A 14201-nucleotide genomic window follows, 5' to 3' on the forward strand; every position below is an offset into this window, starting at 1 on the left:
GGGCCGCGCCATAAGGGGCATCCTGCCCCATGGCGCGCGTGCGCATTCATGCGCACGCCCTCCGGGGCTGCGGGACGTGGGCTTCGCGTGGGGTTGCGTCCGGGCGAACAGCAACGGCAAGAGCAACTACAACGGCAAAATGGATTCCGGCTTTCGCCGGAATGACGATGTGCGGGTTGCGCCGCAGGCGGCCGAAGCCCCTGTAGGAGCGGCGCAAGCCGCGACCGCGGCAACCGGCCTACGGCGAAAACGACATCGCCGCCGAACCTCGGCAACCAAGCGCCGCCGTGGCGACCAATCCGCCGCCTCGCCGCGCCTTACTCCACCCAACCGGGCTTGCGCTTGTCGAGAAACGCCGACAAGCCTTCCTGGCCTTCCGCCGACACCCGCAGCGAGGCGATCAGCGCGGCGTTGTCCTGGTCCAGCCGCGCGCCGTCGCGTTCGCCGGCGACCCGCCGCACCAACGCCTTCGCCGTCGCCGCCGCATGCGGGCCGGCCTTGAGCAACAGCCCGATCTGCTTGTCCACCGCCTCGTCTAGGCGATAGTTCGGCACCACCTGGTGCAGCAGGCCGATGGCCTGCGCCGTGGCCGCCTCGAAGATCTCCGCGGTGGCGAACCAGCGCCGTGCCTGGCGCGCGCCGATGGCTTCGATCACGTACGGCGAGATCACCGCCGGCAACAGCCCCAGCTTGCTCTCGGTGAGGCCGAACTTGGCCTCCGGCGCGGCGATGGCGATGTCGCAGCAGGCCACCAGGCCGACGCCGCCGCCGAAGGCCGCGCCGTGGACGCGGGCGAGGGTCGGCTTGGGCAGCTCGTTGAGGGTGCGCATCAGCCGCGCCAGCGCCAGCGAGTCCTCGCGGTTCTCCGCTTCGCCGGCCTGGGCCATGCCGCGCATCCAGTTGAGGTCGGCGCCGGCCGAGAACGAGGCGCCTTCGCCCTCGATCACCACCACCCGCACGCCCGGGTCGGCGCCGGCGGCCTCCAGGGCGCCGGTCAGGGCGGCGATCAGCACCGCGTCGAAGGCGTTGTGCAATTCGGGGCGGTTCAGGCGCAGGCGGGCGACCGGACCGTCGCGCAGGCTCAGCAGCGGGTGGTTCATCGGCATGGGGGAAGTTTGTGAGAGTTGGCCGAATGATACCGTTCAGCTTGATCCCTCCGCCCCTGTACGGCGGTCGGTGCTAGAATGAGAACAATTCCCATTTGGGACGCCACCTTTTCTGTGGAAGCCGCCCCTTGAAGCTGTCCGAACTGCCGCGCCGTACCGCGGCGACGGTCGAGACCGTCGATGACCAAGCGCCCAACGACACCATCGCACGCCGCCTGCGCGAACTCGGCTTCGTCGCCGGCGAGCGGGTGGAAGTGATGGCCGCCGGCCCCGTCGCCGCCGAGCCGCTGCTGGTGCAGGTCGGCTACACCCGCTTCGCCCTGCGCCGCAGCGAGGCGGCGCGGGTGCAAGTCAGGCCGTTGTCGCCGCAGGGTGCGGCATGAGCGCCGCCGCCCCCGCGATGAGCGCGCCGCGCGAAGCCGCCGATACGGCCCGGCGCGTGGCCCTGGTCGGCAATCCGAACTGCGGCAAGACCGCGCTGTTCAACCTGCTCACCGGCAGCCGGCAGAAAGTCGCCAACTACGCCGGCGTCACCGTCGAGCGCAAGGAAGGCCGCCTGCACGCGCCCTCGGGCCGCCATTACGCGGTGCTCGACCTGCCCGGCGCCTACAGCCTCAGCGCCGCCAGCCTGGACGAAGCGGTCACCCGCGACGTGCTGCGCGGGTTCTACCCGGGCGAACCGGCGCCGGACGTGCTGCTGTGCGTGGTCGATGCGACCAACCTGCGCCTGCACCTGCGCTTCGTGCTGGAACTGCGCGAACTCGGCCGGCCGATGATCGTCGCGGTCAACATGATGGACGCGGCCAAGCGCCGCGGCATCGGCATCGACCTGGCCGCGCTGGAGCAGGAACTGGGCGTGCCGGTGGTGGCGACCGTCGCGGTCCGCCGCGACGGCGCGCGCGAGCTCGTCGCCACCCTGGATCAGGTCGCCGCCGCGCCGCACGAGCCGCGCGTGCGCCTGGCCGAAGGCGCCGACCTGCACGCCGAGACCCGCCGCCTGCTCGATCTGACGGTGACCATGCCGACCCGCACCGCCAAGGTCGACGACGCGCTCGACCGCTGGCTGCTGCATCCGGTGCTGGGGCTGCTGTCGCTGGCGGTGGTGATGTTCCTGATCTTCCAGGCGGTGTACGCCTGGGCCACGCCGCTGATGGACGGGATCGAGGCCGGCACCGCCTGGATCGGCGAACAGGCCGGCGCGCTGTTGCCCGACGGGCCGCTGCGCAGCCTGCTGGTCGACGGCGTGATCGCCGGCCTCGGCGGGGTGGTCGTGTTCCTGCCGCAGATCCTGATCCTGTTCGCCTTCATCCTGGCGCTGGAGGAATCGGGCTATCTGCCGCGCGCGGCGTTCCTGCTCGACCGGATGATGGCCGGCGCCGGCCTGTCGGGCCGCTCGTTCATCCCGCTGCTGTCGAGCTTCGCCTGCGCGATTCCCGGGATCATGGCCACGCGCTCGATCCAGGACCCGCGCGACCGCCTGGCCACGATCATCGTCGCGCCGTTGATGACCTGCTCGGCGCGCCTGCCGGTGTACGCGCTGCTGATCGGCGCGTTCATCCCGCAGCAGAAGGTGTGGGGCGTGTTCAACCTGCAGGGCTTGGTGCTGTTCGGCCTGTACATGGCCGGCATCGTCAGCGCGCTGATGGTGTCGTGGGTGATGAAGAAGTGGCGCCGCGACAAGAGCGAGCACCCGCTGCTGCTGGAGTTGCCGTCCTACCGCATCCCGCATCCGCGCGACCTGCTGATCGGCCTGTGGGAGCGCGCCTGGATCTTCCTGCGCCGGGTCGGCGGCATCATCCTGGCGCTGACCATCCTGCTGTGGTTCCTGCTGTCGTTCCCGGGCGCGCCGGAAGGCGCCACCCAGCCGGCGATCGACTACAGCTTCGCCGGCCGCATCGGCCACGCGCTGTCGGCGGTGTTCGCGCCGATCGGCTTCAACTGGCAGATCTGCATCGCGCTGATCCCGGGCCTGGCCGCGCGCGAAGTGGCGGTGGCCTCGCTGGCGACGGTGTACGCGCTGTCGGCGGCCGACGACGACGCGGCCGCGCAGGCGCTGACCCCGATCATCACCGACACCTGGTCGCTGGCGACCGCGCTGTCGCTGCTGGTGTGGTTCATCTATGCGCCGCAGTGCATTTCCACCCTGGCCACGATCCGGCGCGAGACCGGCTCGTGGAAGCAGGTCGCGATCAGCGCCGGCTACCTGTTCGCGCTGGCCTACCTCGCCTCGCTGCTGACCTACCAGGTCGCGGTGGCGCTGGGCGCGGGCTGAGGATGCCTCGATGAGCGCCGGACTGTTCGCGCAATACGTGGTGATCGCGATCGCGGTGCTGGTCAGTGCGATCGTGGTCGCGCGCAAGCAGTTCCCCGGCGCGGTGCGGCGCCTGCGCATCGCCTGCGCGCTGCCGCTGGTGCGCGAGGGACGGCCGCCGTGGCTGCGCAGCCTGGGCAAGCGCATCGCTCCGCCGGCGCGGGCGGGCGGGCCGAATTGCGCGGGTTGCGACAACTGCGGGCCGTCGGATTGAGCGGGGCGTCGTGCGGCGAGCGCCGTAGTTCTGCGGCGGCGCTTGTGCGTTCGTCGTAGTCGGGTTCGCGCGATCGCGGCTTGCGCCGCTCCTACAGGGGCTTCGGTTGCTGGCGGCGCGGCCTGCGCATGAAAGCCGGAGCCCACAAGATCTTGCCGTTGCTGTTGCCGTTGCTGTTCGCTCGGACGCAACTCCACGCGAAGCACACGTTCCGCAGCCCCGGAGGGCGTGCGCATGGATGCGCACGCGCGCCATGGGGCAGGATGCCCCTTATGGCGCGGCCCCGCGCGCCTGTGAGCCATAGTGGCTCTTGATTCGAAACAGGAAAAAGCACTTTCTTTGGTTACTTTCTTTGTTGCTTTGGACAAAGAAAGTGACCCGGCCGCTTGCGGACGGAAGCTTTGGATCTTCGCTTGTCGTCAAGCGTACGCACACGCAAAGGCCGAACCCACCGCGGCACGCCTCCTGTAGGAGCGGCGCAAGCCGCGACCGCGCCGTCGCGTCGATTGCGAAGGTTTCGTCGTAGTTGCGTTGTCGCGGTCGCGGCTTGCGCTGCTCCTACAGTCGGATACGCAACTGCACCGCCGTCGTTGACGAGTGACGACAAGCCCCGATCAAGAGCTTTCGTCCGCAAGCGGCCGAGTTACTTTCTTTTGGCAGCGCGCCAAAAGAAAGTAACCAAAGAAAAACGCTTTTCTAAAGTCACCAGCCACTAGGTCCAGCACCGGGCGCGGGGATGCGCCGTAAGGGGCTTCCTGCCCCTACGGCGCACGCGCGCATCCATGCGCGCGCCCTCCGGGTCTGCGGAGCGCAGGCTTCGCGCGGAGTTGCGTCAAAGCGAATGGCAACGGCAACGGCTAAAGCAAAATGGATTCCGGCTGTCGCCGGAACGACGGGCGAGGAGAGGGCGCACGAATCTTGAGCGGATCGGCCGGTCCTTAGTCAGCGCGGCTTCGCCGTCGTCCCGTCCTTACCCCGCGCGGCTTTGCAGATAGTCCAGCGCCTCGCGCAAATAAGCCCGCGCTTCTTCCAGATGCGCCGGCACGCACTCCTCGTCGAAGCGGCTGCCGCCCTCGCCGAAGCGCACATAGGCCTCGATCGCCTGCTCATCCCAAAGAAAGTCCAGGATCACCACGAAATCGTCGGCGCCGGGTTCGTTGAACCGCGCCGCGCCGCGCAGCGGCGCCAGCAGGCGCAGCATCTCGTGGTAGTTCTCCGACGCCTGCAGCATGGCGATGCGCAAGGTGCGGCGGATCTCGTCGTATTCCACCGGCGGGGTGCCGGTCCAGGCGTCCTCGCGCCAGGCCTTGATGACCTCGGCCACGCTGGCCGCGTCGAAGTCGGCGAGGATCTCCGGCGGGACCCGGCTGCCGCCGCTCATCTGGCGGCGGTCGAACCAGGACTGCCAATCGGCGAAGCCGCCCGGACGCGCCGGCGCGGAGTTCATGAAGGCTTCGTACTGCTCGTGGCTGAGGGTGAAACGCGCGTACAGCGATGCGGGTTCCGACATCGTGAGGGATCCTTTCCTATGACACCGCCGGGGCGCCGCCGCTCAGCGGCGCAGCCGGCCCTTGCCGGCGGCCTTGTATCCGACCGCTTCGAACGCTTCGACCGAGAGCGTGAAGGTGCGCTCCTCCCCGGAGAACAGCGCACCCACGCCGACGACCTGGCGGGTGATCTCCTCGCCGCGGTCGTTCTTGATCGACAACACCATCGAGTATTCCCACGCGCCGTCGCTGGGCGGATGGCGGATGCTGCCTTCCACGCGCAGCGGCGAGAACCGCTTCGCCGCCAGCGCGTTGGCGTCGGAATCGAAGCGCAGGTGGTGCCGGCAGGCCGGGCACACGCTGGCCGATTCCAGGATCGTCGCCTTGCAGTGCGGACAAACGCGCGTCGCCCCGGGCATGCCCTGGCGTTGCGCGCTCATGAGTCGGCGCCGGTCTCCGCCTTGCCGCCCTTGTCGGACTTGTCGGACTTGTCGTTCTTGTCGGTCTTGTCGCTCTTGTCATTGCGCGCGACCGACTTGCCGCTGTCTTCCCAACCGAACTCGACCTGGCCGCGCACGCGCGCGCCGGCGGCGACGGTGACGGTGCCGGCCTTGACGTCGCCGACCACCACGCCGCCCTCCAGCAGTTCCACGCGCTGGGCCGAATCGATGTTGCCTTCCAACTCGCCGGCGATCACCACCTTGCGCGCGCGCACGCCGCCGTTGACCTTGGCGCCGAGCTCGACGGTGAGATCGCCGTCGACCTGCACGTCGCCCTTGAAGCGGCCGGCGATGCGGATGTGGCCGGCGCCGTGGATCTTGCCTTCGATGGTGAGGTCGGCGGCGATCAGCGACTCCTTGGCGGTGTCGCGCGCTTCGACCGGACGCTGCTGCGGCGCGGGCGCTTGCGCGGGCGCGCTGATCGGCGCCGGCACCGGCGCGCTGGGCTGGCCGAAGCTGAATTCGTTGGCCGTGTCGGGCTCTTTCTTGAGAGCGGTTTCCGGCTGCAGCGGCGGCAGCGGGGTGTCGCGCTTGGGCGGTGCGGGCTGGTTGAAGATGGCCATGACGCGGTGGTCCTCAAAGTCGGGGGATCAGGTGATGACACGCGTGAACTTTGGAGCCTAACACGCTGATACGAAGTGCCCACTGTGATCGATCTCACCAAATCGGCGTGCGCGCGGAGCGGGCTGGCGGATTCAGTTTTCGCATGTGCGCGCAGCCTTGCGGCGCTTGTGCGCACGCGCGCACGCGACAAACGAGTGCGTGGGCACGAGCGACAGTGATTAAGAAACATTTCAGATCGATGAATGCGGCGGCGCGCGCATGCGCGATGCGACCGGCATCGATGTCACCGGCCGCGACCCCGTCGCATCGGGGTCAGTTGAGCGCCAGGCCGGCCGCGGCCAGTCCCACCAGTCCCAACACGGTCCACCACAGCTTGCCGACGCCGCTGCGGACCTGCGCCGCCGGCACGCGCAGGCGGCGCGAGAGGACGAAGTCGTGGATCGGCAGGACCGCGGCGGCGGCGATCACCACCAGCGCCGGCGCCGGACTGGTGTCGGCGACCGGGCCGGGCAGCCAGGCGCCGCCGGCGAAGATGCCGGCGAGGTAGCACAGCAAGGCCGGCGCGGCGCTGCGGCGCGCGCAGACGATCAGGAAGCCGGCCGCGAACGCGATCAGCAGGGTCTCCACCGGCCAGCGCAAGGCGGCGCCGGCGAGGCCCAGCAGGACCAGCCCGGCCAGGGCGATGAGCGGGTCCAGGTCCAGCCGTTGCGCCAGCCAGCCCAGCAGCCGGCGCAGGCCGATGCCGGCCAGCGCCGCCAGCGTCCAGGCGGCGAACAGCAAGGCGATGTTGCGCGCGGCGTGCTGCAGCGGCGCGCTGTCGAATCCGGTCAGCAGCGACAGCAGCCCGGCGCCGGCGAGGTAGTACAGCGCGACGCGCGCCGCGGCGATGGCGACGCGGCGCGGATCGAGGCGGTCGCGGTCGGTGGCGCGCAGCCAGAAGCCGACGCTGTCGGGATCCAGGCGGGTGTGCAGCCACTGCGGCCCGACCTGCTGCAACTGGATCAGCAGCGCGCGCAAGCGCCCCGGCAACAACGGCGTCAACGCGATCCAGGCCCGCCGCAGCCACGACCGCGGCGCGCGCAGCTCCGCCAGCAGCCGGCGGTCGACCATCGTCGCGCCCGCGTTGCGGTAGGGGCCGAGCAGGCGCTCGAACGCATCGCTGCGTTCGCTGCGGTCGCGGGCGACGGCCAGCCAGTGGCGCACGCGTTCGTCGCGCGCGTCGAGGGTGTCCAGGTCGAAGCATTCGGCCGCCACCGCGATCGCATCGTGCGAGGGCGGCGGTTCGCAGACCGCGAGCGCATGCGCCACCGGCAGCCGCAGGGCTTGCTTGAGTTCCAGCGAGTACAGCGGTTCGAACTCGCGCAGCCAGCGTTGCAGCACGTGCGGCAGATGGCGCGTGGCCAGCTCGATCAGCTGTTCCAGGAAGCTGTTGAGGTCGAAGGCGAGCGGCGGCCGCGAAGCGGGCGGCTGCGGCCGCGGCGCTGCGGGCGCCGGCAGCGGTTCGGGCGCGTCCGGCGCGGCGACGGCCGCCATCGTGGCCGCGCTGCGGTCGGGCGCCGCCGGCGGGTTTTCGTTAGTCGGCGCATCGTCGTCGCGCGGCGCTTGCTCGTCGTGTTCCTCGTCGTCGGCGCGTTGCGCGGCCAGCGCGAGACAGTGCCGATACGCTTGGTTGAGCGCCTGAAAGCCTTGCGGATCGTCGTCGGGCCGGCAGCGCTTGAGTTCGCGCGCATAGGCGCGCTTGACCTCGCGCTCGTCGGCGCCCTCGGCCAGGCCGAGGCGGGCGAACGGCGTCATCGCTGGTCCTGGAGCTCGATATCGTCGAGGAGGCGGCCGAACTCGCCGCGGTGTTGGGCGATCAGGCGCAGGTCCTGGCTGTCGATCGCGCGCTGGAACCGCAGCAGCGCGTCCTGCAGGCGCTCGCGCGCCCACAGCACTTCCTCGTACAAGCGCTCGGCGCGCGCGACCAGGGCGAGGTTCTCCTGTTGCTCGCGCGGATGCACCTTGAACTCGGCCAGCGCCGCCAGGCGCTCGCGGATCTGTTCGGGCGTCATCACGCCGGGATTCTTCTCCAGCACCACCTCGCGCTTGATCCCGCTGGCCAGCGCGGTCGCCTCGACCTGGAGCAGGCCGTTGACGTCGTAGGTGAAGCGCACGTCGATCGGATTGTCCTCGCGCGCCAGCGCCGGCAGCTCGACCGAAATGCGGCCCAGGCGCACGTTGTTTTCCACGCGCGGGCTTTCGCCCTGGTAGATGTCGATCTCGACCGCGCGCTGGCGCTCGTGCACCGGGAAATAGCGCTCGACCCGGCTCACCGGCACGGTGCTGTTGCGGTGGATGATCGGCGAGAACACGCCGTGGGCGTAGCCGCCTTCGGTCTCCCGCGTCGTCGCCACGCCGAGGCTGTGCGGACACACGTCGGTGAGGACGATCTCTTCCAGCGATTCGTCCCGCGCCTTCATGCCGGCGGCGACGCAGGCGCCGTGGGCGATGGCCTCGTCCGGGTTGAGATGGCGCAACGGCAGCCGGCCGAACATGCGCGACACCAGCCGCGCGCACAGCGGCATGCGCGAGGCGCCGCCGACCAGCACGATCTGGTCGAGTTGGTCGGGCGCGAGCTTGGCGTCGCGCATGGCCCGTTCCAGCGGCGCGCGCAGCCGCTGCACCAGCGGCTCGCACAGGCGGGCGAAGCCGTCCTCGTCCAGCCGCCACGCGCGCGCCTGGCCGGCCAGATTCAGTTCCAGCGCGACCTCGCCGCCGTGGGCGAGCTGCTGCTTGGCGCCCTCGATCCGCCGCTCCAGCGTCGCCAGTTCGCCCAGCGACAGCGCGCTGGCCGACAGGCCGTGTTCGCGCAGGAACCCGTCCAGCAACGCGTGCGAGAAATCCTCGCCGCCGAGGAAGTTGTCGCCGGCGCTGGCGTGCACTTCCATGACCCCGTCGAACAGCTCCAGGATCGATACGTCGAAGGTGCCGCCGCCGAGGTCGAACACCAGGTAGCGGCCGCCGTCGCGGCTTTGCTGCAGGCCGTAGGCCAGCGCGGCGGCGGTGGGTTCGTTGATCAGCCGCTCGACCTTGATCCCGGCCAGTTCGCCGGCGATGCGCGTGGCCTTGCGCTGGCTGTCGGAGAAGTAGGCCGGCACGCTGACCACCGCCTCGCCGATCTTCTCGCCGAGTTCGGCCTCGGCGTCGGCGATCAGCGACTTGAGCACCAGCGCCGAGAGTTCCTCGGGGCGCAAGCGGTGCGCGCCCAGCGCGGTGACCCGGTCGCTGCCCATCCAGCGTTTGAACGCGGCCACGCTGCGCTGCGGATGCGAGACCAGCCGCTCGCGCGCGGCGCGGCCGACGATGATGCGGTCGTCGTCGCCGACGCTGACCGCCGACGGCGTCAGCAGCGAGCCCAGCGCGTTGGGGATCAGCCGCGGGCCGTCGGGCCCGTACACGCCGATCAGCGAATGTGTGGTGCCCAGGTCGATGCCGACGATCATGCTGGAGCTCTACAGTCCCTTGCGATGGAACAGCCGGATTACATGCGGAACACGCCGAAGCGCGTGCGTTCTTCGATCGGCGCGTTGAGGCTGGCCGACAGGCCCAGGCCGAGCACGCGGCGGGTGTCGGCCGGGTCGATGATGCCGTCGTCCCACAGCCGCGCGGTGGCGTAGTAGGGGTTGCCCTGGGTTTCGTACTGCTCGCGGATCGGCGACTTGAAGGCGTCCTCTTCCTCGGCCGACCACTGCTTGCCGGCGGCCTCGATGCCGTCGCGACGCACCGTGGCCAGCACCGAGGCGGCCTGCTCGCCGCCCATCACGCTGATGCGCGCGTTCGGCCACATCCACAGGAAGCGCGCGCCGTACGCGCGCCCGCACATGGCGTAGTTGCCGGCGCCGAAGCTGCCGCCGATGACCACGGTGAACTTGGGCACGTGCGAGCACGCCACCGCGGTGACCATCTTGGCCCCGTCCTTGGCGATGCCGGCGTTCTCGTACTTCTTGCCGACCATGAAGCCGGTGATGTTCTGCAGGAACACCAGCGGAATGCCGCGCTGGTTGCACAGCTCGATGAAGTGCGCGCCCTTGAGCGCGCTCTCGGCGAACAGGATGCCGTTGTTGGCGACGATGCCGACCGGATAACCGTGCAGGTGGGCGAAGCCGGTGACCAAGGTCTTGCCGTAGCGCGCCTTGAACTCCTGCAGCTCGCTGCCGTCGACGATGCGGGCGATCGCTTCGCGGATGTCGAACGGCTTGCGCGTGTCCTTGGGCACGATGCCGTACAGCTCTTCGGCGGCGTACAGCGGCGCGCGCGCGGGCTGCGCCGCGACCGGCAGGACCTTCTTGCGGTTGAAGGTGGCGACGATGTCGCGCGCGATCTGCAGCGCGTGGCGGTCGTCCTCGGCGAAGTGATCGGCCACGCCGGAGACGGAGGTGTGCACGTCGGCGCCGCCGAGCGCCTCGGCATCGACCACTTCGCCGGTGGCGGCCTTCACCAGCGGCGGGCCGCCGAGGAAGATCGTGCCTTGTTCCTTGACGATCACCGACTCGTCGCACATCGCCGGCACGTACGCGCCGCCGGCGGTGCAGCTGCCCATGACCACGGCCACCTGCGGGATGTTCTCCGCGCTCAGCCGGGCCTGGTTGTAGAAGATCCGGCCGAAGTGTTCCTTGTCCGGGAACACCTCGTCCTGCAGCGGCAGGAACGCGCCGCCGGAGTCGACCAGGTAGACGCAGGGCAGGCGGTTCTCGCGTGCGATCTCCTGCGCGCGCAGATGCTTCTTGACCGTCATCGGGAAGTAGGTGCCGCCCTTGACGGTGGCGTCGTTGGCGACGATCACCACTTCCAGTCCCTGCACCCGGCCGATGCCGGCGACCATGCCCGCGGCCGGCGCGGCGTCGTCGTACATGCCTTCGGCGGCGAGCGGCGCGATTTCCAGGAACGGCGAGCCCGGGTCGAGCAGGGCGGCGATGCGGTCGCGGGCGAGCAGCTTGCCGCGCTCGGTGTGCTTGGCCCGGGCCTTGTCGCCGCCGCCGTGGGCGGCGCGCGCCAGGCGCGCATCGAGTTCCTCGACCAGCGCGCGGTGGTAGGCGACGTTGTCGCGGAAGTCCTGCGAGCGCGGGTCGAGCTGGGAAGTGATCGCGGGCATTGCGGGCACGGCCGGAAGCGGGAGACGCGGCATCAAAGCACAAAGCGCCTGCGCCGGCCAATGGCTTACGGCGGAGGCGGTGCCGGCGAACGCGGGCGTATGCGCACGGAATGCGACATGCGCGCCCGGTTTTTGTGGTGCGGGCCTGCGCTGGAGCCGGTCGGCGCGTGCGCAAGCGGCCCGCTTCGCTGTTGCGGGCCTGTCTTTATGGGCAGGTCGGCCTTCGCAGGACAGGTTTACCCGTGTGGGAAAGAATCGTCTTTATGGGAGGGGCTTCAGCCGCGACGCTTTTGTTTCAGATTGCCGCGAACTGAAACAAAAGCGTCGGGCCCGAAGCTCCTCCCACAAAATCGCTTCGCCGCGGCCGGGACGAAAACCGCGCCGCGGATTCGCCTGGCCGCAGCGAACCGCCGTGGCGACGGCACGTCCCGTCGTCGCGCCAGGCGTGCGGTGTCGCGACAGGCTCGCTCGCCGCAAAAAGAAAGGCCCGCGCGAGGCGGGCCTTTCAGCGAACGAGAGCGCAAGCCGATTAGTGCTTGGCTTCTTCCTTCTTGGCTTCGGCGGCAGCGGCGTCGGCCTTGTCGGCGACCTTCTGCGCAGCGTCGGCGGTCGCGTTGGCGGCCTTGGCGGCAGCGTCGGCGGCGCCGGCAGCGGCGGCGTCGGTCGCGGCGGCGGCGGCATCGCCGGCCTTGGCGGCGGCGTCGCCCGCGGCGTTGGCGGCGTCGGTGGCGGCACCGGCAGCGGCGTTGGCGGCGTCGGACGCGGCAGCGCCGGCGGCGTTGGCGCCTTCGGCAGCGGCGGCGCCGGCCGAATCAGCGGCCTTGGCGGCGTCGGCACCGGCCTGCTCGGCGGCGGCCGAGGCTTCGGCAGCGGCGTCCTTGGCTTCTTCGGTCTTCTGGGCGCAAGCCGACAGAGCCAGAACGGCAGCGGCGAGCAGGACGTAGAGATGGGTCTTCATGAGCTGTCTCCTGAGGAGTTGTCTGAGAAAAACGCTGGGTGGAGCTGTCAGGCAACGCCAGTGCTCGCAGCGGTCCGGCAAGCCGGCTTCGATCGTTCACTGACCTTACGGAAAAAGCCGCCGGAGATCCGGCGGCTTTCCCGTTCGGCGCGGTTCCCCGCGCCGGAACTGCAGTATCGCTTGCGCGATATTACTTCTTGGCTTCTTCCGCCGGAGCGGCAGCGTCCTTGGCGGCGCCGGCAGCGTCCTTGGCAGCGTCGGCAGCGCCGGCAGCAGCGTCGGCGGCGGCGTCGGCAGCGGCCGGGGTCGCAGCGTTGGCAGCGGCGTCGGCCGAGGTGGCGGCGGCGTCGGCGGCGGTGGCAGCGGCGTCGGCCGAAGCAGCGGCGGCGTCGGCGGTGGCGGCGTCGCCAGCGGCAGCGGCGGTGTCAGCAGCGGCCTGGGCTTCGGTCGAAGCGGCAGCGGCGTCGGCGGAGGCTTCTTCGGCCTGCTTCTGGTTCGAGCAAGCGGCCAGGGCCAGGCCCAGAGCCAGGGCGATCAGCGCCTTGTTGAAGTTCATGATTCGGTTTCCTCGTCGTTTAGTTAGGCAACGCGCAAAAGCGCGCCGATAACATGATGACAAGCCGGTGACGTGTGTCAAGCGGCCCGCCGGTTTTTTTTGTGCAACGCGTTTTTAACTTTTACCGCGAACCGATTCGGCGTGGCTCGCTTACAGCAGTTCGATCGCGATCGCGGTCGCCTCGCCGCCGCCGATGCACAGCGAAGCGACGCCGCGCTTGCCGCCGCGGATGCGCAGGGCGTTGATCAGGGTGACCACCAGGCGTGCGCCGCTGGCGCCGATCGGATGGCCCAGCGCGACCGCGCCGCCGTGCACGTTGAGCTTGTCGTGGGCGATGCCCAACTCGGTCATCGGCGCCATCGCGACCACCGAAAACGCTTCGTTGACCTCGAACAGGTCGACGTCCTCGACCTTCCAGCCGGCCTTTTCGAGCACGTTTGAAATCGCTTTCACCGGCGCGGTGGTGAACCATTCCGGCGCCTGCGCGTGGCTGGCGTGGGCGACGATGCGCGCGAGCGGCTTGAGCCCGCGCGCGGCGGCTTCGTCGGCGCTCATCAGCGCGGTCGCGGCGGCGCCGTCGGAGATCTTGGAGGAGGCCGCGGCGGTCAGCACGCCGTCCTTGCCGAACGCCGGACGCAGGGTCGGGATCTTGGCCACGTCGATCTTGCCGGGCTCTTCGTCGGCGTCGACGACGACGTCGCCCTTGCGGCCCTTGACCGTCACGGAAACGATTTCATCCTTGAAGTGACCGGCCGACTGCGCAGCCTGCGCGCGCTTCACGCTCTCTTCGGAATAGGCGTCGATGGCGGCGCGATCGTAGCCGTACTTGGCGCAGGCGGCGTCGCCGAACACGCCCATGGCCTTGCCGTCGTACGGGTTGGTCAGGCCGTCCCAGGCCATGTGGTCGAGGAACTCGGCGCTGCCGTAGCGGATGCCGGTGCGCGAGTTGTTGAGCAGGTGCGGGGCGTTGGTCATCGACTCCATGCCGCCGGCGACGACGACCTTGGCCGAGCCGGCCTGGATCAGGTCGTGGGCGAGCATGATCGCCTTCATGCCCGAGCCGCAGACCTTGTTGATGGTGGTGCAGCCGGTGGCGACCGGCAGGCCGGCGCCGAGCGCGGCCTGGCGCGCCGGGGCCTGGCCGAGGCCGGCGGGGAGCACGCAGCCCATGATGACTTCGTCGACCTGGTCGGCGGCCACGCCGGCCTGCTCCAGCGCGCCGGTGATCGCGGCGCTGCCCAGGACCGGGGTGGGGACGCCGGTGAACTGGCCGAGGAAGGAACCGATGGCGGTGCGCTTGGCACCGACGATGACGACATCGCTCATGGCGGAACTCCGGAAAACTGTGGCGTGTGAGGGCCGGTGCCGGGCGTG

At 70.1% G+C, this 14201-nt stretch carries 13 protein-coding genes; 3 read left to right on the forward strand and 10 right to left on the reverse strand.

Annotation, left to right across the window (positions count from 1 at the left end):
* Positions 1-317: 317 nt before the first annotated feature.
* Positions 318-1100, reverse strand: coding sequence for an enoyl-CoA hydratase-related protein (locus BLV01_RS13925; RefSeq protein WP_091800979.1), 783 nt, complete (start codon positions 1098-1100; stop codon positions 318-320).
* A 134-nt stretch (positions 1101-1234) separates the two neighbouring features.
* On the opposite strand from BLV01_RS13925, the gene BLV01_RS13930 reads away from it, so the two are divergent.
* The 3 genes from BLV01_RS13930 to BLV01_RS13940 are packed head-to-tail and all read left to right on the forward strand — an operon-like array spanning position 1235 to position 3631.
* Positions 1235-1489 (forward strand): FeoA family protein, encoded by a 255-nt coding sequence (locus tag BLV01_RS13930; RefSeq protein ID WP_091800568.1) that lies wholly within the window; start codon positions 1235-1237, stop codon positions 1487-1489.
* A 17-nt stretch (positions 1490-1506) separates the two neighbouring features.
* Entirely contained in the window at positions 1507-3378 is a 1872-nt protein-coding gene (feoB, locus tag BLV01_RS13935) for a ferrous iron transport protein B (protein ID WP_091800982.1), read from the forward strand.
* Between the two features lie 10 nt (positions 3379-3388).
* A complete protein-coding gene (locus tag BLV01_RS13940) occupies positions 3389-3631 on the forward strand; it encodes a DUF6587 family protein (protein ID WP_091800571.1) in 243 nt (80 codons plus the stop codon).
* A gap of 970 nt (positions 3632-4601) precedes the next feature.
* Here the strand turns inward: BLV01_RS13940 and BLV01_RS13945 are convergent.
* The 9 genes from BLV01_RS13945 to BLV01_RS13985 form a co-directional block, all read right to left on the reverse strand.
* Complete coding sequence (locus tag BLV01_RS13945) at positions 4602-5141, reverse strand: hypothetical protein (protein WP_091800574.1); 540 nt, start codon at positions 5139-5141, stop codon at positions 4602-4604.
* Positions 5142-5183: 42 nt separating this feature from the next.
* Complete coding sequence (locus tag BLV01_RS13950; RefSeq protein ID WP_057947171.1) at positions 5184-5558, reverse strand: hypothetical protein; 375 nt, start codon at positions 5556-5558, stop codon at positions 5184-5186.
* Positions 5555-6181, reverse strand: coding sequence for a bactofilin family protein (locus BLV01_RS13955; protein ID WP_091800577.1), 627 nt, complete (start codon positions 6179-6181; stop codon positions 5555-5557). The genes BLV01_RS13950 and BLV01_RS13955 overlap by 4 nt, the downstream gene beginning before the upstream one ends.
* Positions 6182-6494: 313 nt before the next feature.
* Complete coding sequence (locus BLV01_RS13960; protein WP_091800580.1) at positions 6495-7976, reverse strand: J domain-containing protein; 1482 nt, start codon at positions 7974-7976, stop codon at positions 6495-6497.
* A complete protein-coding gene (locus BLV01_RS13965) occupies positions 7973-9664 on the reverse strand; it encodes a molecular chaperone HscC (protein ID WP_091800583.1) in 1692 nt (563 codons plus the stop codon). Before BLV01_RS13965 ends, BLV01_RS13960 begins: the two co-directional genes overlap by 4 nt.
* Positions 9665-9702: 38 nt before the next feature.
* Entirely contained in the window at positions 9703-11313 is a 1611-nt protein-coding gene (locus BLV01_RS13970) for a carboxyl transferase domain-containing protein (protein ID WP_091800586.1), read from the reverse strand.
* A gap of 529 nt (positions 11314-11842) precedes the next feature.
* Positions 11843-12352 carry a hypothetical protein gene (locus tag BLV01_RS13975; protein ID WP_139178685.1) on the reverse strand — a complete coding sequence of 170 codons (510 nt, stop codon included), beginning with the start codon at positions 12350-12352 and terminating at the stop codon, positions 11843-11845.
* Positions 12353-12461: 109 nt separating this feature from the next.
* The gene (locus tag BLV01_RS13980) at positions 12462-12827 is read right to left on the reverse strand and encodes a hypothetical protein (RefSeq protein ID WP_057947178.1); all 366 of its coding nucleotides are present in this window, start codon (positions 12825-12827) and stop codon (positions 12462-12464) included.
* A 150-nt stretch (positions 12828-12977) separates the two neighbouring features.
* On the reverse strand, positions 12978-14153 hold the full coding sequence (locus BLV01_RS13985) for a thiolase family protein (protein ID WP_091800592.1): 1176 nt from the start codon (positions 14151-14153) through the stop codon (positions 12978-12980).
* Positions 14154-14201: the final 48 nt, after the last annotated feature.

It is taken from the genome of Lysobacter sp. yr284, assembly GCF_900107375.1.
In the GTDB taxonomy this organism is placed as follows: domain Bacteria; phylum Pseudomonadota; class Gammaproteobacteria; order Xanthomonadales; family Xanthomonadaceae; genus Lysobacter.